This is a genomic window from Kordiimonas sediminis (assembly GCF_014656395.1).
In the GTDB taxonomy this organism is placed as follows: Bacteria; Pseudomonadota; Alphaproteobacteria; order Sphingomonadales; family Kordiimonadaceae; genus Kordiimonas_A; species Kordiimonas_A sediminis.
Genome location: NZ_BNCI01000001.1, coordinates 1,509,590 through 1,535,747, shown reverse-complemented (window position 1 = coordinate 1,535,747; position 26,158 = coordinate 1,509,590). Strand labels below are relative to the sequence as shown.

Sequence of the window (26,158 nt, the reverse complement as noted above, 5' to 3'; positions counted from 1 at the left end):
GTCATCAAAAATAATAAAACATTCGACCGCCAGTTTGATCCGGCGCAATAAATGGGATTCACAAATACAGTATCCTTCGTTACATTACAGTAAAATATGCATATTATAAGGCTTGGGCGCAGGAAGTTTCAGTGATTCTCCACTTACTCGGACATAATCACCAGCAACATCAATACACCGCATCCGGGTCTGACAGAGGAATATAAATGACAATTTTTCGCCGGGAACGTAAAACCCGTATCGTTGCCACTCTGGGTCCAGCCAGCAGTAGTCTAGAACAAATTCGTGCCCTGTTTGCAGCGGGCGTTGATGTCTTTCGCCTGAATATGAGCCACGGTGACCATGCTGATAAAAAGAAGCTGGTTGATGCCATTCGTACGGTAGAAAAAGAAACCGACCGTCCTATTGCCATTCTGGCCGATCTGCAGGGGCCAAAGCTGCGGATCAGCACATTTGAAAATGGCTCTGTCATACTTGAAGAAGGGCAGATATTTACGCTCGACCGCTGTAGCGACCTTGGGACAGATAAACGGGTAATGTTGCCCCACAAGGAAATCTTCGCGGCACTGGAGCCTGGCACCAACATCCTTTTGGATGACGGTAAAATCAGGCTGGAAGTCACCACTATCGAAGGCTCCGAAGCACGGTGTCGGGTTATCGTCGGCGGTAAACTCTCGGACCGCAAGGGTGTGAATGTGCCGAATGCGATCCTGCCCCTTGCCGCCATGACCGACAAAGACGTTAAAGACCTGACGTTCGCGCTTGAAGTCAAAGTGGACTGGGTTGCCCTGTCCTTTGTCCAGCGTGCTGATGACGTGGCACAAGCGAAGAAAATAATCCGCGGCCGGGCTGCTGTGATGGCTAAAATTGAAAAGCCTGCCGCCGTTAGCGGACTTGATGAAATCATTGAACTGGCGGACGGTGTTATGGTTGCCCGCGGTGACCTGGGGGTTGAAGAACCGCTGGAAAATGTGCCCGGCATTCAGAAAATGATCGTCGCCAAAGCGCGCGAAGCAGGCAAGCCGGTTGTCGTTGCCACACAGATGCTCGAATCCATGATCCACGCGCCTGTCCCTACCCGCGCCGAAGTCTCGGATGTGGCAACCGCAGTGGGCGACGGCGCTGACGCTGTAATGCTGTCTGCGGAATCAGCAGTTGGCGATTTTAGTGTCGAGGCCGTGCAGGTTATGGACCGAGTTGCCCGCCGTGTGGAGAATGAACCAAATTATCTGTCCTTTGGTATGGAACGCCGGATGTCGCGCAAGAACACATCAGAGGATGCAATCACACAGGCTGCACGCCAGGTCGCCCATAATGTAGGCGCCAAGTCGATTGTATCCTTTACTTCGTCCGGGGCGACTGCCCTGCGCGCCGCCCGGGAACGGCCGGGTGTCCCTATCCTGACACTGACACCAAGTTTCCGGATAGCACGCCGCCTGGCGATTGTCTGGGGTTTGCATACTGTCAAAACACGTGACATCAACACGTTCGAAGAAATGATCGGCAAATCAAAACGCATGGCGTTACGGCACGGACTGGCTTCCGCAGGTGACCGGGTCGTTATCACCGCGGGGTTCCCGTTTGGTACCCCCGGCGCCACCAATGTTCTGCATATTGCATGGGTGGCAGGGGATGAGCTGGACGGCAAGGAAACCGAAGCTTAATTTCTAGAATACTCTAGTCGTGCGTCTTTAGGGGCTGAAACCTGATAATGGTGATTAATCACCCAGGTTTCCCCCGGCGCGACGGATTTCCGCCACATATACAGACCTGGCTGGCCTTTAAAATTAGTGTCGGAAGCGTCTGTCGCAGAACGAAGCGGCTTCACTGAAATATCTTCGTTCCTTGCGGTCGGAACAGACGCGAATATTTCAACAACGCGCGCCTGCTGGCCGGTATTTCTGACCTCAAACCGTTTCTTGAATTCATTCACTCCCGATCGGGAGAAGATACCGGACGTGCCGTCGTCTTCCTGTTCCTGAATGGATTTGATCTGGATTGTGTCAATCCCGCCAACTGGCAGCTCCACTTCTTCGCCTTTGACAAGGGCTGGCCAGCGGAACGATCCAAGGCTTGTACCGTCCCGAATAACCCGCGCCTGTCCGGCGCTAAACGTTGTGTCCTGCCCAAACACTAATCGGGCAGTAACAAACGCCCTGCCCTGCATTTCCGGTGCAGACTGAATTACCAATTCTGCCTCTTCCTCGAATTGCATCAGGCGTTTAAGCTGACTGTCTTCTATGCTTGATCGCAGTGTAAACTTGTCCGGAAACGTCAAAGACGTGCCAAAGTCAGACTGCATAACAGCAATGGGGGGAACTATGGCCATTGCCTCTTCCAGGTCTGCCGCAGGCGCAGAACTATATTTCATTTCTGCCCGGCGCAGCATCTCCTCAGCTGTACCAATTGATACATAGCTTGGCGGCGGTAAATAAATCTGACCACGGCTATCAGGGCGACGAGAGTTGAGGGACAGATCAACCGACATCCAATCTTCCTCGGTGTCCTGTTCCAGTGCACCCCAGACATCAAACACTATCTTGCCCGTATTTGTATCAAGCCGTGCATGAACCTGCTGTGTCCACCCTGCATCACGCACCTCATACGCGACATTCACTGTTGCCGTAGTTGGCTGCGCGGCATGGGCGGTCATAATGACCTTCTGGAATTCTTGCTCTTCCAGGGAATATTTATCACGTGACTGCATCAGGACTTTCAATTCGGCATCCCGCTTTTCCTTACTGGCAAGCAGGTCGCGCTTCTCCGCCTGCACGGATTTCGCGCCCGTCCCAATCAATGCCAAAATTGCCTGCATATTTTCTGCCGTAGCGGGGGCGCTACCTTCCTTACCCGGCGCAGAGAGAGATCCAATATACTGAAGCTGCATGTCAGCCGCCGCAATCGCATCTGCGATTACCGCGATTTCCTGTTTCTTAGCTTTGATTGCTGCATCCAGTGATCTGGCAGCCTCATTATCCGCAGACGGTTCTTTATAGTAGACTTCCCGTTCTTCTGCGATCAGGGTCAAACCAGAACCAAGCAGGCCGGGCATCATGTCAAAGTCTGACAAAAGACCATCCACCGTGATGGTATGCGTACCAGCAGGTAGATTGATCTGACCTGTACGGTGCACCGTTGCACCAGCGCCGTTCTGATAAAGTGTTACTGACTTTATAGGCGCCTGAACCGTAAAATCGTCAGCCGTCACCGCCGCCGTTAATGCAATAACAGCCGCTGACGCAACAAGTGTGGAACGTAATGACATAGACAATCCCCCTAAAGTGTGGGTTAAAACTAACATGAACCTGAACTGTCGACAAAGATTATGGTTAGAATGTGCAGAAACTGTGCGCACAAAGGGCACACGCTTCACGTTCCTGTTATCTGGTTTTCAAGACAGTCTGACGGCAAGCCTACAAAAGGCTAAGTGCCTCCAGTTCGCGGCGCAGAAGTAGCGGGTCTGTAAACTGGTGCCCTTGCATTCCAAGTGCTTTGGCCGCCACCACATTTTCATCCCGATCATCAATGAACAGGGTTTTTTCTGGTGTCAGGCCAAACCGCTCCACCGTTAGTGCAAATATTGCAGGATCCGGTTTAACCAGCTTTTCAGCACCAGACACCAGCACACCGTGGAACCTGCGGGCAAAGGCATTATCCCGTTCAAAATCCGGCCATTTCTCTGCCGAAAAGTTGGTTAGCGCATAAACCGGCACGCCTCTGTCCGCCAACTCGTTTAATACATCCACTGTGCCACCAATGATATCGCCGATAGTCTCTGTCCAGCGGGTATCATATAGTTCGATCAGGTCTGCATATTGAGGAAACTGCTCTGACAGGATTGCAACGCCGTCGGCAAATGTGCGCCCGCGATCATGGTGTGTGTGCCACTCCAGTGTCACCACATTCTTTAGAAAGAAATCCAGTTCCTCTTTATCCTCGATCAGCTTTTCATACAGATATCGTGGATCCCACCGGACAAACACATTGCCAATATCAAAGAGTACCGTATCAACCATCATGCAAACTCATTACCTTAAAAATCTGGGCCGTAAAAAACAGGGGACGATAATCGCCCCCTTCTGGAAATCAACTCCAGTCAGAAAGCCCTTATTCAATCGGCCCTTCTGAATTATAAATCACATAGATTTTTACATACCCATCCGTTTCCCAGACACCTGTCCATTCCCGGGGTATAGTCACCGCGTCACCTGCATTGATTGTCATAACAGACCCATCACTGGATGTCAGTGTGACACTCCCCTCCAGGAAATACATGAACTCGTCTACACCGTATGGTTCGTCAATTTCCCAGCGCGCAGGTCCGGCCTTATACATACCCGTGTCAAACTGCTTATCAGACGATAGAAAAGTCTCCACGTCATAGGCCGTTGACTTGCCTTTTGCTGTTTCGCGCTCCGTAACCACCGGCGTGTAGTCTTTGAAAATGTTACCCGCGATCTGATCCTTGGTCATTGGGACCGGCTTCACAACATCTGACAAGGCTGACACTGTCCCGGCCATACCCAGAATGGTTGCGGCACACACTAATGAACGTATTTGCGTCTTCATAATTCCCCCTGAAATTTAAAAAACTGCCACAAAGGCATATTCCGGCGCACCTTGCCTCAAATGATTTAGCCGCGCAACCCATTTGGGTGCACGGCTAACAATCAGATAGAGACAAGGTAAGGTGTAAACCTTAGCCTTGACGTGCCTTAAAGCGACGCTGCGTTTTGTTAATCACATACGTACGGCCTTTGCGGCGAATAACACGACAGTCGCGGTGGCGACTTTTTAGCGACTTGAGGCTGTTGCGAACTTTCATGGCTCGTCTCTCTATATAAATCTGTTAAACTTTCCCCGTCGAGCGAGGCTTGCGTGATCCAAGAATCATCTGGACCACTCGAATCCATTGGGCGCGGAACATACTGGTGAAGCGGGCACCTGTCAAGTAGGACAATGATACTTTGCCACCCGGCATGGTTGATGGTGATGTCAAACACCAACAAAGCCTCCGACATGCAGCCTCTGCAAACGATCAGAGGCGCCCCCCAAAATGGATGGAACGCCTCAATCTCACCCCGTTAGATAGCGGGGATAATTATGCCGACAGACTTACTGCCGACCCATACATAGTACCGATACTGTACTTTTTTGTAAAGAATTTTCAGCCCAACCCACCAGTGTGAATGCACCTTTTCAAGGGTGCTGAAGAATGATAGGTACAGACCATAACCAAATCACACCCAAGGGACATACACATGTTTATTTCTAGCGCCTTTGATGGCGGCAATATCAAAGTACTGGCGGCAGACAATCCGGAAGACATTCAGCTGGAGATACACAAGGATAATCAATCCGATTTTTATCAGTGGTTTTATTTCCGCATGTCGGGCGCGCTGGATACCCTGTGCACCTTAAGAATTATGAATGCTGGCGGTGCGGCCTATGCGGATGGCTGGAATGATTATTCTGTTTGTGCGTCCTACGACCGGGACACATGGTTCCGTATTCCAACAACATATGAAAATGGCATCCTGTCCTTTGATGTAGAGCCAGAGCAGGACAGCATGTATTTTGCCTATTTCGCTCCTTACACAATGGAGCGTCATGCAGACTTGATCGCCGACGTCGCTACGAGCCCACTTGTGATGACGTCTGTTCTGGGTCAAACGCTGGACGGTCAGGACATGGACCTTGTCGAGGTAGGATACGGCGCAGAAGGCCGCAAAAAGATCTGGTTATGCGCGCGGCAGCACCCGGGCGAATCAATGGCAGAGTGGTGGATGGAAGGCGTGTTTGACTTCCTTCTGGACGGTGACAACCCCGTTGCCCGCACCCTTCTGGATAAAGCACATTTCTACATTGTGCCAAACATGAACCCGGACGGATCAAAACGCGGCCACCTTCGGACAAATGCGGCGGGGGTAAACCTGAACCGCGTCTGGAACAATCCAAGCATGGAAACAAGCCCGGAAGTCTATCTGGTTGTCGAAAAAATGCGCGAAACAGGTGTTGACTTCCAAATGGACGTTCACGGTGACGAGGCACTTCCCTATAACTTCCTTGCAGGCTTTGAGAGCATTCCAAACCTCAAAGAAAGCCAGCAAAAACTTTATGAGGATTTCGAAGCTCTGCTTTGTCTTCAGTCCCCGGACTTCCAGCGCGAATTTGGCTACCCAAAAGGCGAGCCCGGCAGTTCTGACCTGAAAAAATGTACAGATTTTCTTGCCCATGAATTTGGATGTGTGTCCATGACACTGGAAATGCCATTTAAAGACAATGCGAACCTGCCCGACGAACTATTCGGCTGGTCACCGGAGCGGTGTCGCCATCTGGCGCAAGACTGCCTGCGCAGCCTGGCTCAGATTGTTGAAGAACTTTAAAGACACGCCTACAATGCGCAACAGGGGCAGATACTGCCCCTGACTGTCATGACGCCCCCCTGACGACGCCAGACGGCCCAGACCAGCTTCCAAGCCTACTTGGCCTCCAGACGCGGGCCAGAAGCCTAGTAAGCGCGTTCCTCTTTATACTGGATCAGTTGCTGCCGCAGGTCTGCTGCACACATATGCAGCGGGTCGCTTTCGATCAGATATGACAGTACCGGATACATTCGGCCATAAACATGCTCAAACAGCGCCATTTTATCCTCTTCACTGCCGTCGAAGGCTGCCGGATCAGGGAAACCCAGATGAAGCTTGTTCGGCGCCCCCATAAACACCGGACATTCCTCGCCTGCTGCATTATCGCAAACGGTAATAACCAGATCAATATCAGGTGCCCCAGGGGATGTAAATTCATCCCAGCTTTTTGAATAAAGCCCGGCTGTCTCGTACCCCTTTTTCTTCAGGAGCTTGATCGCAAAAGGATTTACCCTACCAACAGGCCGACTACCTGCGCTGTAAGCCTTGACACGCCCTTCGCCGAGTTCATTGATGATTGCCTCGCCAAGGATGGACCGTGCGCTGTTGCCTGTACAGAGAACAAGAACATTATATTCCTGAAACATGAAGACCTCGTCCTTAAAACTTTCGATATCCCTAGAAAAACCAGAGACTGATTTTAGTTTTATTACAAGGGCAAAAAAATCAGACAATGTCGCATGAAAAAGGGGGGAGGTATTCCCTCCCCCTAGGTGAGAAGTTGAGGCAAAGCGAGAAGCCTCAGAACTTCTATACTTTGTGTACTGACCCAAACTCTTGAAGGAGGGTCAAAACATCCTGATATTTATTCATACCGTAGGGCTGTGATGGGATTGGACCGGGCAACTTTAAATGCCCTGCTTGCCACGGTTGCCCACGCAATTAGCAAGGCGACTACTCCCGCAACAACAGACACAACCACAATATAATCATTCCCGATCCGGTATTCGAAACCGGTTAGCCAGTCGCTCATGAAATAAAAGGCTACTGGCCAGGCAATGATATTCGCCACCACCACAGGCTTTGAGAATTGCCAGACAAGGAGTCGGACGATATCCCGTACCCGGGCACCCAACACTTTGCGGATACCGATTTCCTTTGTCCGGCGTTCTGCGGTAAAGGCAGCAAGGCCGTACAAGCCCAAACAGGCAATGATGATAGCAAGCCCGGCAAATGCCGCAAATAGTGTCGCCTGCGCCTGTTCATCCTGATACTGGGCCAACATCATTTCACTGAGAAAATCAATCGTGACCGGCTGCAATGGCACCTGTTTACGCCAAACATCCTCAACCTTTTCAACCAACGCACTGACATCATCGGTCTCAAATGTCATGGACGCCATCGTAAACCGGTTCGGGTCCATCATGTATCCCGACGCACGCACACCGTACCGCAAAGACCGGAAATAAAAATCAGGAACAACACCGATGATCTGTACTTCCTGCATCCCTGCCCGGAACACTTCTGCACGCAGTGTTTTGCCAATCGCCTCTTCGGGGGTGGCTATACCCAACTGGCGTACAGCGGTTTCATTCAACACAATAGACGCCTTGCCTGTCTCTCCCTCGCCGGCACTGATGATCTGGTCAGAACCATATTGATCACTGAAGACACGGCCTGCGACTGGCTTGATCCCGTATGTTTCGAAAAAGTCGTACCCGAAATGATGATAGTTCAGGACTTTATATTCATTGGCGATGCCCTCTTCCAACTGCTCCAGTAGAAGAAAGGCGGTGTTATTTTCATTATCCTGAGTTGGAACCTCAGAAGAATAAGCCACTGTTTTAATCTCTGGCAGGCGCAGCAATTCTTGCTTCAGTCCTTCAAGCTGGCCGCGTGCTGCCCGTACATTCAGAATCAGCTTGTCGTTACTTTCGTACCCCACATCCATCTGGGTAACAAAAAGCGTCTGCCCGTAAACAACAGCAGTTGAAACAACAAGCGTGATCGAAATCGCAAACTGGAAAACAACCAACAGGGTGCGCAGGCTTGTCGTACCTTGCGCATCCGCACTTTTATTAGCCTTCAGAATACGCGCGGGTTTAAAGCGTGACAAATACAGCGCCGGATACATTCCAGCAAAACCACCAACGACAACAACAATGGCAACAAGCGCAGCCATTAGCTGAGGGTCACTGAATATCTGCATATCAATTTCCGTCCCCAAAACATCGTTATAGAGAGGAAGAACAGCCTCCACACCAGCGACAGCCACGACCATTGCAACAAGGACAAGCCCAACAGCTTCCCCCAGAAACTGAATAGCTACCTGCGCGCGGCTGGCACCCAGCACCTTACGCAGGGCAACTTCCCGTGCACGCTGGCTGGCACGCGCAGTAGACAAATTCATGAAATTGATACAGGCAATCAACAGGACCAGAAGTGCGACCCCCATAAAGGTCACCAACATATTCCGGTCGCCCATTGGGGTCATATCCCCCAAATTACCCGCATGTTCACGGGCACGCAGGTGCAAATCTGGTACGCTCATAACCCTGTTGCGAAGAGTATCCGTAATCTTGGATCCCGCAGGCACCTGATCACCCATATTTTTAAACATTTCGACATAGGGACTTTCATTATTAGTCCAGTAATCAATGCGTTCCTGCAGCTGTTCCAGTGTTACACCCGGACGCATTTTAAAATATGTCATCACATTCAAACTGTTCCATGTCTCAAGAATATTCGGGGCATTTGCGAAAACCGCAGGATCCATATAGACAAGCATGTCAATGTTCAGATGTGTATTCGACGGCAAGTCCTTAATAACACCGGTGATTGTTACGTCCCGCACTTCATTCTCTGGCCCAACGCAGCAAATAGTCAGGGTTTCACCGATAACATCACTGCGGCCGAAATAGCGGTCTGCGACTTCTTCTGTGATCACCATATCAAAAGGCTTATTATAAGATGCGGCGGCAGAACCTTGCACAAAAGGCAAATCAAACAGATCAAAGAAGCTGCCATCTGCCATGACAAGACTTTCGGAAAAGGCATTACCTTCATGCTGAATAGTCATATCATTCCGGACAAACCGGACACCGGTTTCCACTTCTGCAACTGCATAATCCCGAATGGCCTCCATCAAGCGTCCAGCCGAGTTTACGGTTTCAAACGGTGGTCGGGCGGACGGATAATACCCAGAGTGCATGCGCACCAAACGGTCACTGTCCTTGAGCCATGTATCATACCCGGATTCTGCACGCACAAAGAGCATGATCAGAATGCAGCACATCAACCCCAGGCCCAGACCAAAAATATTAATGGCTGAAAACAGTCTGTTTTTTTGGATGTGTCGCAGTGCAGTTAAAAAATAATTACCCCACATGATGATGTCCTTCTCGCTTCGTCGTTTTATTATTCGTATCGTATGGCAGTGATCGGCGGCTTTCTTGATACCGCAAGAACATGACCAAATACCGTTACCCAGCCTATCATCAGCGTCGCCGAACATACCCCGATGAACGGCAGCAGTGTCAGATCAATGCGGTAGGCAAATGCCTGCAGCCAGTCCTGCAGAAACAGAAAGGCAAACGGTCCTGCAATCAGAATGGCTATTAAAATTGGCTTTGAGAACTGCCACAGAAGCAGTCCCATAATATCCGGCACCGCAGCGCCCAAAACTTTCCTTATGCCTATTTCCCTGGTCCGGCGTTCAATCATGAAGGCTGCCAGGCCATAAAGCCCAAGACAGGAAATTACAAATGCCAGAATTGTAAAACCGGTCAGCATTGTCCCAAGACGCATATCAAGCTGATACTGGTCTTCCACCATCTGGGTCATCTCACGGTATGCCAGTAAGTCACTTGGGAAAAATTCACGCCACGCTTCCTCAAGGACGCTGATAGCGGCGTCTCTGTTTTTGCTGTCAATGCGCAGTGTCATGTCAGGTATGCGCATCTGATCTACATAATAGACGCCAGGCCGGATCGCACTGCGTAGACTATCAAAGTGAAAATCCTGGACAATACCGACAATACGCCCTTCAAATGCCAGGGAGGTCGATAGATTAACCTGACCAACGTAGCCCACCGCTGCCTCAGGCGTATCAAATCCCAGCACCTTGGCACCCGCAGCATTAATCAGGATATTTGCAGCGCCGCGGTATTCACCCTCTTCTAGACGACTGCGCAGAATATCTGGCTCTGCGTTGGTCAGGTACCGACCTGCAGCAAGCGGAATATTATAAACGCTGAAAAAGTCCGGACCGATTGGAAGACCATCCAAGGTGACCTTCTCGCCCCCTGCGTTCGGCAAAATCTGAAGTCGATCTTCACTGCCCTCTGTTGGCACATCCGACGACCGCCCAACCGCTGAAATGAAGGGACTTGATAGCAGTGTCTGCTTAAAAGTATCAGACACATCAGCCGTTACTCCGCTGACCACCAGCAGGTTTTGGTCATCAAACCCAAGGTCAACACGACTGGCATATTCGATTTGCCTGTTTACAAACACAGCAACCGTCATCAGGGCAATGGCGATCGTGAACTGGCCCACAACCAGCACCTTTCTGAAGAAACTGCCTCCTGGGTTATCACTGCTATTGTTATAAAGCACCTCACCTGGCTTCAGATATGCGAAATACAAGGCATGGAAACTACCAGCACTCAGCCCGACGCCCAGTCCAAGCAACAGAATAAGCACTAAGACTAGTGGCTCTGCCAAAAAGTCAATTTCAATCACAGCATTCAGAAAGGCATTATAATACGGCAAACTGACTTCAACCATGACCAGTGCGAGCAGAAGAGAGACAAAGGCGAACAAAACAGATTCCCCCAGGAACTGCTGCATAATCTGTGTATTACCTGCACCCACGACTTTTCGTACTGCGACCTCACGCGATCTGTAGGCCACCCGCGCCATCGACAAATTCAGGAAATTTATCACCGCGATCAGCAGGATCAAAAAGGCAATCGCCAACATGCCGTATAATGATGATACATCCGCAGAAGAATCGTTGCCGTAAAGATGGATATCCCCAACCGCACGCAAATCCAGCACCAGCCCCCTGCGCCGTGCTGGGTCCTGATCGGCTGCAGCTGGCGGCATGGCAGCCTCCAGCAATTTTGGCAATTCTGCCTCCATCGCGGCAACATCCACGTCCGGCGCAACCCGAATATAGGTCTTCCAGGGGTTTGACCGCCAGCCATCACTGAACCAGCGAGCGCCGTCAAAATTTTGACGATTGAACCGCACAATCATATCCATAGGCGCATGCGTGGTATCGGCAGGGTTTTTCGCCACACCAGTGATGCGGAACATCTTCATCTGCCCCTGGATATTGACCGAAATCGTGCTGCCTAAGACATCCGTCAGAGCCACTGTGTTTGTAAAGTAGGTACGTGCCAGGCGTTCGCTGATAATAACACCAGAAGGGTCAGAGAGTGCCTGACCGCTATCTCCTGCCAGCAATGGTACGTTCCAGAAGTCCATAAAACCATTGTCAGCATGGATGACCTGCTGTGCATACAGTGTTTCCCCGACCTTCACAGTGGTTGGATAAACAATATGGCGCGCAATCGCCTCGACCCCTGAGAAGGATTGCTCCAACAGGTCTTTGACCGGTCCCGGTGCATTCGGTGTGGGACGGTCTTCCCGAACAGGAAAGGTAATTGTTCCCTCAACCCGGTAGATATCTTCAGACCGCTGCCAGTGGTCGTCCCACGAAAACTCATTATGTACAAAAAGCGTAATCAGGATAAAAGCAGCCAGTCCAATAGCCAGCCCAGCCATATTCAAAAAGGAAAACAGCTTGTTGCGTGCCATCGCACGCCCAGCAATTTTAAGATAATGCCTAATCATCCTGTTTCCCTTTCAACTTCTTGACCATTTATGCTGCTCAACAGCACCTAAATACGTCTTTGCCTATCGTTATTCATAGCGCAGTGCTTTGATCGGGTTTTGTCTGGCCACTTTAAAGGCGTGTACCGCAATGGTAACCCAGGCCAGCAGAACAGCCACAAACCCCGCGCCCATGATCAGCGGCACAACACCTGCAATACGGTCCGCGAAATACGCCAGATATTGATCAGAGGCATAATAAGCCGCCGGAACGGCAACAAGTGCAGCCCACATTGCAGGCTTGGAGAATTGGATCAGCAACATGGGAACAATATTTTTCAGTCCTGCTCCAAGTACTTTACGGATGCCAATCTCGCGCGTGCGCTGCTCAGCCTGGAAAGCGGCTAGACCAAACAGACCGAACAATGCCAGCGACACAGCAACCGCTGCAAACCCTGCAATCGCCATATTAACGCTGCGCATCATGCTGAAATTGTCTTCAAATTCCGCATCCAGAAAGTCCCAAACATACGGGAAGTCAGGATTGATTTCGCGCCATATGTCTTCCAGATCATTCAGTGTGGACGCGTTTGCACCTTCACGCAGCCGGACAGACACATGTCGGTATCCCAGATTGCGAATGCGGAAGACAAAAGGTTTCAGATGGTTTTGTAAGCCCAGTATGTTCCGGTTTTCAGTCACCCCGATGATACGCAACATATAGGAATCATCATTAGCAGAATAAAAGGTCTGACCGATGGCGTCTTCGGGCGTTGCATAGCCCAGGTTCTGCGCGGCCATTTCATTAATCAGAACGTTTGCCCCCGTGGCGCCTGCTTTTGTTTCGTCCGCACTTACGTCGCGGGAAAAGTCACGGCCTGCGACAATGGGGATCTGATACAGCGTCATGAAATCATGCGACACATTCATAGAATTCACGCCAATTTTGTTTTCCATGTCGCCCTTCACACTGGTGACATCCCATGTCCAGTTCTGCTGGCGATATGGCACCTGCGATGACAGCGCAACATACTCAACATCGGGCAACTTCTCGACCTCGGTCATGAAGGTATCCATCCGCTCCATAATCGCATCATTATCAATACGCTGAATGTTCACGACTTGGGATTTCGGGAAAATCTCACTGTCTTTCAGTACCTTACCGTTCTGGATATAGACAACCAGAACCAGCGCCATCATGATAATCGACAAGGTAAACTGTGTCCCGATCATGATTGTCCGGAACAATGCACCGCGATTACCCATCTGCATCAAATTGCGCAGTGCATCGGATGGGGTCGCCCGGGTGATCAATATCGCTGGATAGACCCCGGCAAGCAGCCCCACACCCACAGTGGTCCCAATCAAAAGCGGCAGGATTGTTACGTAATCAACGGCAACTACCCGCCCCAGACTTTCATTGAAAAACGGGATAACCATCTCAATGATGGCCAGGGATACAATCATCGCAAGTACGACGATGCTCTGACACTCCAGAAAAAACTGAATAAGCAATTGACGGCGAGAGGCACCAAGCGCTTTACGCATACCCACTTCGCGAAACCGGCCCATATTTTGCGCAGTTGCCAGATTGGCATAATTTATTATGGCGATTGCCAGCACCACAATGCCCAGGATTTCCATTGTCTCCACTACAGGAACTCCTGTTGTGTACCATACGGAAAGGTTGGCATCTTTCAGTGGACGTGCTTTCAGGCTTGCGACAAACTCATTTTCAGAAACCGGTGCATTTTCATTGAAAACCATGGTCAAATCGCGATCAAGCTTGTCCTGTGAAACAGTCCCGTCCGTCATGACATAGAGCATAAAATCAGATGACAAATGGCTCCAATTCTCATTCGGATTTAGCGTGTCTGTAATCAGGTCAATCGTATCGACCAGCGCAAAAATACCCAATCTTTCATCTGATCCAATAACGGAGTTGAAATGCGTATCAGCAGGCAGGCTTTCGATCACAGCAACAATCTGCATAGGATTTTCAGAAGACTGCGAAACTAGCCTGATTGTTTCCCCGACAACGTCTACGCGGCCAAAATATTTCTCTGCCATTTCATCGGTCACAACAATCTGAGAAGGACCTGTCAGACTTTCTGCTGTGCCGTAAATGTATGAGAAATCAAACATTTTAGTAAAGTCTGGATCGACAAAATGAATATCCTGATAAAAGGATGCATCCTCAATCCGCATCAATGTTTCAAACATCATCCGCCGGGAAACACCTGTCAGCTCAGGCATCTGCGCCTCAGCCAGCGGTTTCATCGCCAAATGCACGCCTCTACTCTCAGCGCTACCTTGGTTTGCACTGGGGTCATAAACAGTGCTTACGGTAAAAATCTGATCACGATTGGCGAACATATGATCATGATTACGTTCATAGTCGACAATGATCGTGCTTAGTAAAAACACTGCAAGCCCAATCGAAAGCCCAATGATATTAATCGCGGCATACAGCCTGTTTTTAAAGAGATTTCTGATGGCGATTTTTATATAACTTTGCAGCATTTTTTCCTCGTCTCGTTAACGGGAGAGGTTAGCCCTCTCCCTTATAATATTTCCAGATCAAGCGTCTGGTTTATTCGTACCGCAGTGCCGTAATTGGATTACCGCGTGCCACTTTAATCGCATGCAGCCCGATCACCCCCCATGACATGGAAACCGCAACAGCACCCGCAACCAGAATAAGGACAATCTGTGTGTTAATCCTGTCTGCGAAGAAGTTCAGATACATATCTGATGCGAAGTAGGCGAGTGGCAAGGCCACCAAAATTGCCCACATAACTGGTTTAGAGAACTGCCAGATCAAAAGCTTCACCAACTGCGGGATTGATGCACCCAGGACTTTTCTGATGCCCAATTCCTTGGTCCGGCCACGTGCCATGAAAGCTGCTAGACCAAACAAACCAATCAGCGCCAACAACAGGGCCATAAAAGCAAACCCGGCAAGAACAGAATTCATGGCTTTATAGATCTGATAAACGTCATTGAACATACCAACTAGGAAGTCATGCTCGATTGGGTACTCAGGGATAACCTGCTTCCAGACGTCTTCAACCTTCAGGATAACCGAAGCATCAGCCGTACGATTGATCCGCACTGCTGCATAGAAGTGGCGAACAGGGTCAATCGCGAAAATCCAGGCTTTCATATCATTATGGAGACCAAGAATATTTTGATCTTCCACTACACCAATAATATCAAACTGCATGGCGGCTGGTGCGTCTTCTTCCTCTGACTGCAGCCCCCAGAATGTCTGTCCAACGGCATCAGCAGCACGTGCATATCCAAGATTCCGTGCAGCCATTTCGTTGATGATTACATTCGACCGGCGTACATCTGTGCTAGTGCGAACATCTGCGCTAATAGCCCGGTCAAAGTCACGGCCAGCAACAAATGGAACATCAAAGGTTTTCATGAAGTCATGATCAGTATCAAGCTGGTTCACCTGAAACTTCGCGGCTTCATCCCCTTTGGTAGGCGTTACAGAGAAAGTACTGTTAGACTGTTCGAATGGTACCTGTGTAGCGAATGAGACGGATTCCACTTCTGGAATATTCAACAGTTCCTGACGCAGGGTTTCTTCCCGCTCCCGTATGCTTTCAACATTCAGACGCTTCAGTACCAGCACTTCTTCTTTGGGGTAAATATTGCTGCTTTCCTCCACTTTCTTGTTTTGGAAAAACACGATCAATACAACGGCCAGCATGAAGATGGACAACATAAACTGTGTACCAATCATCAAGGACCGGAACCAGCTCCCCCTGCCACCTTTCAGGGTCATTTCTTTCAAGGCATCAATCGGTGATACCTTTGTGATCAGATAACTGGGGTATAGCCCGGCAAAGAAACCGACCACGAGTGTTGTTGTCACCAGCCACGGTAAGGTTTGCAGGTAATTAAAACTAACTACCTTGCCCGTGGCATCATTGAAAAGTGGCACAAGTAGTTCAAGACAAACAATCGCCACTACCATCGCCACAGTCGCAATAGTTACGCTTTCAATCAGAAACTGCAGCAACAGTTGCTTGCGTGAGGCGCCAAGCGTCTTGCGCATTCCAACTTCGCGGACACGGCCCATGCTTTGTGCAGTTGCCAGGTTGGTGTAATTCACAATCGCAATAACCAGAACCAACACACCCAGTAACTGAACTGTCTCAATGGCAGGCATACCGATCATATCCCAAACAGCAGTATTCGTCTCTTTCAGTGCCCTTGCTTTCATGCCGGTAATGAAGGTTTCCTGCATTTCCTGATCAGCATGATTTTTATAGACTTCATCAACAAGACGCGTCACCTCAGCTACAGGTGTCTTGTCCTTCATCAGGACATACACATAGTTGCCACCTGACAAATTATTCCAGTTACCGTTCAGGTCCCATTCTGCCATACGGTTCAGCGCTTCAAGCGGCACGAAAAACTCAACTTTTTGGTCAATGATAAAGAAGCTGTTGAAGTGTGAATTTTGCGGAAGGTCCTCGACAACCGCCCGTACACGAAGATCCTCTTCATGATTAAGGAGGATAGTTTCCCCAACAACATCAGTTGTACCAAATATCTGCGTGGCAGCTGATGCCGTGATAATCATGCCGCGCGGGTCAGAAAGTGCAGAAGCATCACCGTGAATATAGGTAAAGTCGAAGATAGAGGTCAGTTCCTTATCTGCGAACTGGATATCCTTGTAGAAGTGCTTGTCACCATTCGTCACCAGATAGCCACGGCGCACAGTCCGAGCCACCTCTTCCACACTTTCCACATCCGCTTTGATCAGCGGCCCCATCGCAGTGTAGGTATTGTTTAACTCGTTAACGCCGATATTCGCAGTCGGCGACAATATTGACCCGATGGTAAAAGTACGCTCATGTTTCGGAAACATGGTGTCATGATTATACTCATACTCAGCCACAATACCGCCAAACAAATAGACGGTCAGACCAATGGCGAGCCCCAGAATATTAATCGCTGCATACAGCTTATTCTTCAGAATATTTCTGAGGGCAATTTTTACGTAGTTTAAAAACATTTCCTCTTTCCTCGCTTTTTGTATTTTTTCTTTATTATGTCGAAAGGACCATGGTCCTTTCTTTCTTGTTGTCAGCCCCCTTTACCGGGGATCATTTTATTCGTAGCGCAGGGCTGTGATTGGGTTTCGCCGTGCCACCTTGGCCGCATTACCGCCAACAGTGCCCCAGGCAATAATCAGAGCAATAGCCCCAGCGCCTGCACACATTGGCAGCAACATCCAAAAGTCCATCCGGTATGGAAACTCTTCCAGCCAGCTGGATAGACCCCAAAGTGCCACCGGCCATGCAATAAGATTGGCAATCAACACCGGACGCGAGAACTGCCACAACAGAAGACGCACAATATCCAGAACAGTCGCCCCCATGACCTTTCGCACGCCAATTTCCTTGGTTCGGCGCTCTGCTGTAAAGCTTGCCAGTCCGTAAAGGCCAAGGCATGCCACCAGAACCGCCAGGCCTGAGAAAACCGCCAGCAAGGTTGCTGTCCGCTCTTCCTCTGTGAATTCCTGCAGGACAGACTCCGTCACAAATTCAAAGTTAAACGGCACATCCGGCGCAATGCGCTCCCATATTGCCCGTATTTGATCAGCCATCGCTGCACCGTCACCGCTGTAGCGCACTGTCAGATTCAGATAGCTGCTGTCACTTAGCGGATAAAGTTCCGGGCGCATCTGACGACGTACCGACTGAAACTTGGTATCGTCCAGAACGCCGATGATTGTCATGTCCTGTTGACGTTGCTCTCCGCGTCCAATCCGAATAACGCGGCCGATTGCTTCCTCTGGTGTACCAAAACCCAGTTTTGCAAGGGCCGTTTTATTGACCAGAATATTGGCTTCCAATATCTGTCCTGCTTCCACGCCTTCTGTTGACGGCCAGGAATCGCGGGCGACATTTCGGTCGTACAGACGACCTGCAAGCAATTTAATCTGATACGTGCTAACGAAATCAAAATCGATATCCTGCCGTCCTATCAGAATGCTCTGGTCTGTTTCTGCGCCCGGGATCGTCACTGAAACATTGCTTTCGTTCCCTGTAGACGGCCGGTCAAAGCTGTACGCAGCAGAGACAACACCCGGCAAACGCAGCACCTCTTCCTTGAAGGCCTGCTGGTTCTCCACCATTCCACGACGGCTAACGCCGGGGATCGCAATCAGATTTTCCCGATTAAACCCGGGATCAATATTTGTCGCATATTTCTGCTGGCCATAAACGGCTGCGGCCGCAATGATCAGGGCGATAGAAATGGCAAACTGGAAAATAACCAACCCACTGCGAAGCGCAGCTGACCCCGATGTTTCTGCAGATTTATTGGCCTTTAACACTTGTGCAGGACGGAAGCCGGAGATTACCGCAGCCGGGTATATCCCGCCGACAATACCAACCGTCAGGACAAGACCAACAATTATAGACAGGTTGAAAGGGTCAACATAGCTGAAAACCAGATCCTTGCCGATAAAGTCAGAATACAAAGGCGAGGTAAGCTCTACCAGTACCAAGCCAAGCACAAGACCACACAGCGCCAGAAGGATACTTTCACCAAGGAACTGGAACAACAACTGTACTCTGCTGGCACCCAGCACCTTTCGCAGGGCGACTTCGCGCGCACGCTGGGTCGATTTTGCCGTTGCCAAATTCATAAAGTTGATAGAGGCGATCACAAGGATCAAGGCAGCAATGGAAGAGAAGATGATTACATTCATCATACTGCCTGTTGGCTTCATCTCACCGCCACCAACGGCGTTCAACTGAATATCTTTGATCGGCATGCTGGAAAACTTGATAAAGTCTGATGGCTTCGTCCCCTCTCTAAGGCTTTGGAGCGGTAGTGCCACACCGTTATCTGCGAACTCATCCCAGCGCGCAGTGACACGCTCCGGGTTCACACCGTCCCGCAATTTAAAGAAGAGGTTGTTATTGACTGAAAACCACTGGCTAAAGAGAAACGAAAAGTTTTCCTCAAAATCACTTTCGACAATTTTCACCAGCGCCTGAAAGTCCAGAACCGTATTATGGGGAAGGTCCCTGAAGACTGCTGTAACCCGATAGTCCCGCTGCAGGCCATATACCGTCAGGGTCATCACTTTGCCCATCGGGTCCTGGTCGCCAAAGTATTTTTTAGCCATAGTTTCGTTAATGGCGATGGACGAGGTATCGCGCAGTGTCTCGCGCATATCACCGCTTATCATGTCAAAATCAAAAATTTCAGCCGTCTCTGGATCTGTCCAGTGGACATTTTCGTCAAACGACTTGTCACCAATTTTCACAATGGGGCGCAGCCCGTTAAAACGGGTTGAATATTCGATTTCTTCATCAAAATATGTGGTGATTGCCTCTTTGGCAGGCCCCATTGCCACAACGGTTACAAATGGCTCCCGACCCGGTACATTGAACGTTGTATGCATGCGCTGGATACTGTCAGCATTTGACCAGAATGTATCGTAATTCAACTCATCCCGAACAAACATCGTGATCAGGATACAGGCAGCCAGTCCCACACCAAGACCCAGTATGTTAATCAGGCTGTACAATTTGTGCTTGAACAGATTCCGGAATGCAATATTCACATAGTTCTGAAACATGATAATCCTCGCCATTTGTTGTAGTGCGGGAGGGCGATTATTTTTTTATGGGTGCCCTCACCGCAAAGTCGCTTTGTCAGCAGCAATTACTCCGCAGCACGGAGGTTTTCTGTCACCACGTGACCATCGAACAGATTGATGGTGCGGCGTGCATAATCAGCATGTGCTGGTGAATGGGTAACCATCACAATAGTTGTGCCCTCCTCGTTCAGGCTCTGAAGCATTTCCATCACTTCCTGCCCGTGCGCACTATCAAGGTTACCTGTTGGCTCATCCGCCAGGATCATTGCCTGGTCGCCGACCACCGCCCGCGCCACTGCGACACGCTGCTGCTGACCACCGGAAAGCTGGCTAGGCATATGACTTGCCCGGTGTGCGATACCGACCTTGTCCATCACCTTTGCTACCCGTGCCTTGCGCTCTGAGGCAGGGATATTGTGGTATAGAAGGGCCAGCTCGATATTCTCTTCGACTGTCAATTCATCAATCAGGTTAAAGCTCTGGAAAATGAAGCCGATATTGTGTTTACGGATTTCGCTAAGCTGGGCTTCTGAGTATCCAGCTACATCCTCGTCCATGAAAATATATTCACCGCTTGATGGGCTATCAAGCATCCCGACGATATTCAGAAGGGTAGATTTACCGCACCCTGACGGCCCCATGATTGCAACAAATTCCCCTTGCTCAATCTCAATATTAATACTGTTCAAGGCGACCGTTTCAACCTCATCAGAACGGTATACTTTGGACAAATTATGTAGTTTCAACATGTTTGTTTCCTTTTCTCGCTTATCTGAGCCCGGGCGGGTTTGCCCCCAATCATCCCGATGCCGCTGTCGTTAACTCGGACCTGAATTATTATTAATTCAGCTTCAGGCGGTCCATATCCCTGAAACTGGTGTACGGTGATGTCACTACGCGCTCACCAACCTCTAACCCTTCAAGTACTTCAATATAGCGGGTATTCCGGCGGCCCATGCGCACATTACGTTTAACGGCCTCGGTGCCATCAGCTGTCACAACAAAAATCCAGTTTCCACCAGTATCCTGGAAAAAGGCACCGTTCGGGATCAGCACGGCTTCCGAGCTATCTCCCAGTGTTAGTTTTGTCTGAATTGTCTGACCGCGGCGAATGTCCGTTGGCATTGTGCCCTCAGCAAACTGCATATCCACTTCAAACTGGCCGTTTTCAACGTCAGGATAAATCTTGGAAATAGCCAGCTCGTATCCTTCATACACAGCCACCTGCCCGATACCAACGCGCCCCAGATAAAATTCATCAATCAGGGCCGTAAGTTTAAAGCGGTCAGGGTCATCAATCTGACCAATCCGTTCGCCGCGGCTGATGCTTTGACCAATTTCCAGATCAAATCCAGAAAGCTTGCCAGACGTAGGCGCCTTCACATTCAGATCATCCAGACTTTTTCGTGCGAAATTCAGGTTATCTTCAAGCTGCTCCGACTTATCCCGGAAGAAGGCAAGCTGGCTAACCATCATCCGTTCGTCAGACTCCTGGCTTTCCATGGTAATATCGCGGCGCTGTCGCAGATATTCCAGCTCCTGCTTCTTTTCATCGAAATCACGAGCGGCGGTAAAACCCTGCGCAACCAGCTCTTCCTGGCGTCGGATATCGCGCTCTAGAACGCCAATCCGGTAGTTCAGTTCAATCAGATTGCGCTTATGGCCCAAACGGTTCTGTTCAAGCCGCAGTTCCTGATCACGCATCTGATTTAACTGCTCCATGACCCGGCTTTCATTCCCCATAACATTAAGCTGCAAATCGGAATTGGACAGGCGCACAAGTGGCTGCCCGGCACGAAGCATAGTACCATCTTCAACCAGAATTTCCTCAACACGGCCTCCCTGAACCGCATCAAGATAAACCGTCTTCAATGGCTCCACCCGTCCTCGCACCGGGATAAAGTCCTCAAAGACGCCGCTAGTTACTTCTGAAATACTAATACGGTCGCTGGTTACCTTCAGGGAACGGCCACCCGGACCACCCAAGAACATGTATCCAACGAATAGAAGTGCCACGACCGCAGCCGCAGGCACCCCATAAGTTTTAAGCGGATTTTTTTTGACCTCAATTTTTCGGTCCATCCCTGCACCAGTTACCGCCCCCCCAGGGGTTCTGGTATTCGACTGATTACTCGCTTGTGGTGACTTGGGCTCTTTACCGCCACTTTTTGTCTTGCTCCCTGGCATAACAATGGTTTTTTTGGGCTTATTATCTTTACCCGCTGCTGTATCTGTCATTTTTGTTACTGTACCCATTTTATTGTCTACCGTTGCTATCGTGTGGTTGAGTATGGCCTTGCTGGCTCTTTTTATCTCGCTTGCTTCAACCTACCCCTATTACAGCAAGCTTCATGCCATTTAATAAAGCGCTGTAATATATAGAAAAATTATAAAGTGTTCATTTTTGAACAGTTTTTTCTGTACGATATCGAACACGCGCTGTACGCTTCTGAACAGTTTTAAAAACATCAAGCGCAGCATATAAAGGAAAGTGCCAGTTATGTCGGAACCCAAAGGGAAAATTCTGATTGTTGATGACGATGAAGACATCTTAACCGCCGGCAAACTTTTGCTGAAAAGGCACTATGGCCACGTCATCACCTGCAACAAACCGGAATTAATCCCGGATCTGATGGCGGAACAAACCTTTGATGCCATTTTGCTGGATATGAACTTTGGCCCTGGCGAATCCTCTGGCCAGCAGGGTTTCTTCTGGCTTGGACGTATTCTGGAACTCGACCCCAATGCCATCGTGGTGATGATCACCGCCCATGGCGGCGTCGGTGTTGCGGTAGAGGCTATGAAAAAAGGGGCAACCGACTTTGTCGCCAAACCCTGGCAAAACGAAAAGCTGGTTGCGACCCTTTCTACTGTTGTCAAATTACGCCAATCACGGTCAGAAGCAGAAACCCTCAAGAAGACCAATCGTGTGCTGGCTGAGGCTGCGACCAAGGCCAGCCAACCGATCATTGGATCGTCAAAAGCCATGAAAGACGTCATGTCTGTCGTCAAGAGGGCGGCGCCCACCGATGCCAATGTCCTGATCCTGGGCGAGAACGGAACCGGTAAAGAATTGATCGCACGGGAACTGCATGCCCAGTCAAAACGGTCAAACAATGTTATGATGACCGTCGACCTTGGGGCAGTGACAGAGAACCTGTTTGAAAGTGAACTGTTTGGCCACAAGAAAGGTTCCTTCACCGATGCGCACGAAGACCGTGTCGGGAAGCTGGAAGCTGCGAATGGTGGCACCCTTTTTCTTGATGAAATTGGCAATTTGCCCCTTCACCTGCAGGCAAAACTACTGACAGTACTGGAACAGCGGGAAGTCTCTCCCGTTGGGTCTCACAAGAAAATACCCCTGGACATCCGGGTAATTGCTGCAACCAACCTACCGAAAGAGAAATTATTGGATGAAGGCACCTTCAGGCAGGATTTGTTGTTCAGGCTAAATACTGTTGAAGTCAAACTGCCGCCCCTGCGTGACCGTGCAGCCGACATCCCGGCGCTAGCCAAGCATTATGCAGCATTCTACTGTCGCAAGTACGGCAAAGACGTGAAACCATTCTCCGCACAGGCAATGGACGCGCTAAAGTCCTATGGCTGGCCGGGCAATATTCGCGCCCTGCGCCATGCGCTGGAACGGGCAGTTATCCTGTCGGAAACAGACAGCTTTGAACCGCAAGACTTTGTCCTTGAAGCACAGCCCAACCAGCCAGGTACTGTGGTTGGGCTATCTGCGCCCTCTGCCCCGGCCGAGACTGAAAGCATAGATACAAATGATCTGAACCTGGAAAGACTGGAACGCAGAGCCATCGAACAGGCACTGAAAAAAAATCGCTTTAATATATCCCATGCGGCAAAAGAACTGGGGCTGACACGCGCCGCCTTATATAGAAGGATGGAAAAACATGGGCTTTAAAAGATTTAGCCTTCTGCTGGTTATTCGTCAGGCTTTCATCATCGCGGGGCTGGCTGCGCTCGTTTTTTTGATTTCCCTGCCAGGCTATCACGCTGCGACCCTGCTGGTCCTGATCATCGTCATCAGCCTGACGATGGAAACATACCGGTTCATCAGCAAAACAAATGCGGAGGTGAACCGCTTTCTTGATGCGGCACGGTACGCTGACTTTGGTCAACGGTTTAACATGAAAAGCCTTGGCGCCGGTTTTGATGACCTTGGTGAAACATTCACCGCCATTCTGGACCGTTTCAGAGATGAGCGTACAAGCCATGAAGAAGAACTGCGCCACCTGAAAGCCTTGATCGAGCATGTGCCCGTGCCGCTAATTTCTCTTCATGCAAACGGTAGTATAACAGTATGGAACAATTCAGCCCGCCGCCTGTTTGGAACCGTCCATGTCACCAAAGTTCCAGACCTAGGTCAGTTCGGCGAAGACTTTGCAAAAAATGTCACTGTTATCAAGGCCGGCGAACGCAGGCTCGTGGACTTTGAAGTTGATGGCATGGCACAGAACCTGACCATTTCAGCCACACAGATCATCATTGGTGGCCATGCCGAGCGGCTTATAAGCTTGCTGGATATCCGAAGTGAACTGGATGTAGCCCAGTTGCAGGCATGGCAGGATCTGGTGCGCGTTCTGACCCACGAGATCATGAATAGTATTACCCCGGTGGCTTCGCTTGCCAAGACATCCGCCGACCTGGTGGATGATGTCCGCGCTAAAATCACCAACCACCCTGATCTGGTGGAAGACCTGGACGATGTTCATGATGCGGTTAAAACCGTTGCACGCAGATCAGACGCGCTGATGAACTTTGTTCAAAGCTATCGCCGTCTGACACGTCTGCCTGCCCCCGAGAAAAGCGCCATTCTTTTGTCTGACCTGTTTGGGCATGTTGCAAACCTGGTCACCCGTGACTGGGAGCAAAAAGGTATCGCCCTTTCTATACAGATTGCACCATCAGAACTGGATATCATTGCCGACCGGAACATGCTGGAACAGGTATTGATCAATATCCTTCAAAATGCTGAACAAGCCTTAACCGGTCGAGAAGGTGCAATTGTTACCCTTGGTGGGCGCCTGAACAAGCGGGGTCATGTCTGTATTGAAATATCCGATAATGGCCCTGGCATTCCTGCTGATCTGGCCAGAAAAATATTCGTCCCATTTTTCACGACGAAACGAGACGGGTCGGGTGTCGGGCTAGCGTTAACAAGGCAGGTCATGATTTCCCACGGCGGAACTGTCACAGTCACCACAGCAGAGAAAGGCGGGGCTAAATTCACCCTGACATTCTAGGGGCTCGCCCCATCAATGCGCTCGGCGGCAACCGCAGCCGCCTTCTTCTCAATATCTGCGACGATTGCAGCAATTTCCCCTCTGTCTTGCAATCGCTTGATCGCCGCGTTCAGCCGGGGCAACAGATCTGGTCGTGATTTGTGTACCCGTGCAGTCAAAGGTAAGGATGAATGCACACCACCTATTTCAAGAGGTAAGGGAGACACGTCCATATAGGCTTTAAATTCCCGTTCATCCATAATGGTAAAATCAGCGCGTCCGGCTGCTACCAGTTCAAGTGCATCCCGCTTGGTGCCACCCTGAATTACGTTGGTAAAAACCTCGTCCTGCTCGTAAGAAAAACCACGCACGATCGCTATACGCAGCAATTCAAATGATTTCATCGTTATCGGACGCACGCCACCTTTACGAAAAACATAGACTTCCTGAAGATTAAGCAGCGGAATAGTATGTAATTGAGTTTCCACCTCTTCCGGCTCGATACGCCAAACCGGCGCAGAACAACAATCAAGGATCAGGTCGCCAGCAACAAACATACGACGTTTACGCGTATGGGGCGGAAGGACGAATTCTGCATTGATCTCTGCCTCATCCAGCACGCGCGTCCAAACATGGCTGTATAGATTTGAATAACTCTCCCCAACACGAATCTTATCTTCTGCAAACAGCGAAGTAGACTCAAATGAAGTGAAAAGCAGGACCAGTAAAATATGACAGAAGCCGAACTTTAGTCTCTGGCAGCATATTTTGATCAAAATCTATCCTTCAGCGCAAAAACCACAACGAAACCAGACCATATACTCGGCAACAAGGGCGGCTGTATAAACAAGAATGGTAAACAAAAAAAGGGGAAGCACGCTCACATTGATAACCGGTTGGAAACATTTCTGAAATCTTCACGGATTGTATTTTATACAACCAATCAAATCAGCATGCACCACACGAATCAGGCGAAAATACTGCCTTCGGACGCAAGCCATGAAAAAAGCCGGGGGTAACCCGGCTTCTCAAAAAATTTAACAGGCATACCAAAAACTGGGAGCTGT

General features: G+C 49.8%; 17 protein-coding genes. 4 read left to right on the top strand and 13 right to left on the bottom strand.

Going from position 1 to position 26,158, the window contains the following annotated elements; all coding sequences use genetic code 11:
* Window positions 1-206: 206 nt before the first annotated feature.
* Complete coding sequence (gene pyk / locus IE181_RS06745) at window positions 207-1,664, top strand: pyruvate kinase (protein ID WP_191251117.1); 1,458 nt, start codon at window positions 207-209, stop codon at window positions 1,662-1,664.
* Here the strand turns inward: pyk and IE181_RS06740 are convergent.
* The 4 genes from IE181_RS06740 to ykgO all read right to left on the bottom strand — a co-directional run bounded on the left by IE181_RS06740 (window position 1,661) and on the right by ykgO (window position 4,825).
* Window positions 1,661-3,265 (bottom strand): mucoidy inhibitor MuiA family protein, encoded by a 1,605-nt coding sequence (locus tag IE181_RS06740; RefSeq protein WP_191251115.1) that lies wholly within the window; start codon window positions 3,263-3,265, stop codon window positions 1,661-1,663. The two genes, pyk and IE181_RS06740, sit on opposite strands and share 4 nt — an antisense overlap.
* 148 nt (window positions 3,266-3,413) lie before the next feature.
* On the bottom strand, window positions 3,414-4,019 hold the full coding sequence (locus IE181_RS06735; protein ID WP_229819195.1) for an HAD family hydrolase: 606 nt from the start codon (window positions 4,017-4,019) through the stop codon (window positions 3,414-3,416).
* An 88-nt stretch (window positions 4,020-4,107) separates the two neighbouring features.
* On the bottom strand, window positions 4,108-4,569 hold the full coding sequence (locus tag IE181_RS06730; protein WP_229819194.1) for a cupin domain-containing protein: 462 nt from the start codon (window positions 4,567-4,569) through the stop codon (window positions 4,108-4,110).
* A 130-nt stretch (window positions 4,570-4,699) separates the two neighbouring features.
* Window positions 4,700-4,825 carry a type B 50S ribosomal protein L36 gene (ykgO, locus tag IE181_RS06725; RefSeq protein ID WP_191251113.1) on the bottom strand — a complete coding sequence of 42 codons (126 nt, stop codon included), beginning with the start codon at window positions 4,823-4,825 and terminating at the stop codon, window positions 4,700-4,702.
* Window positions 4,826-5,261: 436 nt separating this feature from the next.
* On the opposite strand from ykgO, the gene IE181_RS06720 reads away from it, so the two are divergent.
* On the top strand, window positions 5,262-6,386 hold the full coding sequence (locus IE181_RS06720; protein WP_191251112.1) for a M14 family metallopeptidase: 1,125 nt from the start codon (window positions 5,262-5,264) through the stop codon (window positions 6,384-6,386).
* A 125-nt stretch (window positions 6,387-6,511) separates the two neighbouring features.
* Here IE181_RS06720 and IE181_RS06715 read toward each other — a convergent pair whose 3' ends face one another.
* The 8 genes from IE181_RS06715 to IE181_RS06680 all read right to left on the bottom strand — a co-directional run bounded on the left by IE181_RS06715 (window position 6,512) and on the right by IE181_RS06680 (window position 22,086).
* Window positions 6,512-7,012 carry an arsenate reductase ArsC gene (locus IE181_RS06715; RefSeq protein WP_191251110.1) on the bottom strand — a complete coding sequence of 167 codons (501 nt, stop codon included), beginning with the start codon at window positions 7,010-7,012 and terminating at the stop codon, window positions 6,512-6,514.
* A gap of 218 nt (window positions 7,013-7,230) precedes the next feature.
* Window positions 7,231-9,753, bottom strand: a complete 2,523-nt coding sequence (locus IE181_RS06710) for an ABC transporter permease (RefSeq protein WP_191251108.1) — start codon at window positions 9,751-9,753, stop codon at window positions 7,231-7,233.
* A gap of 29 nt (window positions 9,754-9,782) precedes the next feature.
* Window positions 9,783-12,227, bottom strand: coding sequence for an ABC transporter permease (locus IE181_RS06705; RefSeq protein WP_191251106.1), 2,445 nt, complete (start codon window positions 12,225-12,227; stop codon window positions 9,783-9,785).
* A 69-nt stretch (window positions 12,228-12,296) separates the two neighbouring features.
* Window positions 12,297-14,729 carry an ABC transporter permease gene (locus tag IE181_RS06700; RefSeq protein ID WP_191251104.1) on the bottom strand — a complete coding sequence of 811 codons (2,433 nt, stop codon included), beginning with the start codon at window positions 14,727-14,729 and terminating at the stop codon, window positions 12,297-12,299.
* Window positions 14,730-14,799: 70 nt separating this feature from the next.
* Window positions 14,800-17,244 carry an ABC transporter permease gene (locus IE181_RS06695; RefSeq protein ID WP_191251102.1) on the bottom strand — a complete coding sequence of 815 codons (2,445 nt, stop codon included), beginning with the start codon at window positions 17,242-17,244 and terminating at the stop codon, window positions 14,800-14,802.
* Window positions 17,245-17,340: 96 nt separating this feature from the next.
* A complete protein-coding gene (locus IE181_RS06690) occupies window positions 17,341-19,827 on the bottom strand; it encodes an ABC transporter permease (protein ID WP_191251100.1) in 2,487 nt (828 codons plus the stop codon).
* An 86-nt stretch (window positions 19,828-19,913) separates the two neighbouring features.
* Window positions 19,914-20,597, bottom strand: a complete 684-nt coding sequence (locus tag IE181_RS06685) for an ABC transporter ATP-binding protein (RefSeq protein ID WP_191251098.1) — start codon at window positions 20,595-20,597, stop codon at window positions 19,914-19,916.
* 91 nt (window positions 20,598-20,688) lie between these two features.
* Window positions 20,689-22,086, bottom strand: a complete 1,398-nt coding sequence (locus tag IE181_RS06680) for an efflux RND transporter periplasmic adaptor subunit (protein ID WP_191251096.1) — start codon at window positions 22,084-22,086, stop codon at window positions 20,689-20,691.
* Between the two features lie 262 nt (window positions 22,087-22,348).
* On the opposite strand from IE181_RS06680, the gene IE181_RS06675 reads away from it, so the two are divergent.
* Both IE181_RS06675 and IE181_RS06670 read left to right on the top strand, forming a co-directional pair.
* Window positions 22,349-23,770: a sigma-54-dependent transcriptional regulator gene (locus IE181_RS06675; protein WP_191251094.1), complete on the top strand. Its 1,422-nt coding sequence runs from the start codon at window positions 22,349-22,351 to the stop codon at window positions 23,768-23,770.
* Entirely contained in the window at window positions 23,760-25,112 is a 1,353-nt protein-coding gene (locus IE181_RS06670) for a sensor histidine kinase (protein ID WP_191251091.1), read from the top strand. Before IE181_RS06675 ends, IE181_RS06670 begins: the two co-directional genes overlap by 11 nt.
* Here IE181_RS06670 and IE181_RS06665 read toward each other — a convergent pair.
* On the bottom strand, window positions 25,109-25,867 hold the full coding sequence (locus IE181_RS06665; protein ID WP_191251089.1) for a substrate-binding periplasmic protein: 759 nt from the start codon (window positions 25,865-25,867) through the stop codon (window positions 25,109-25,111). The two genes, IE181_RS06670 and IE181_RS06665, sit on opposite strands and share 4 nt — an antisense overlap.
* Window positions 25,868-26,158: the final 291 nt, after the last annotated feature.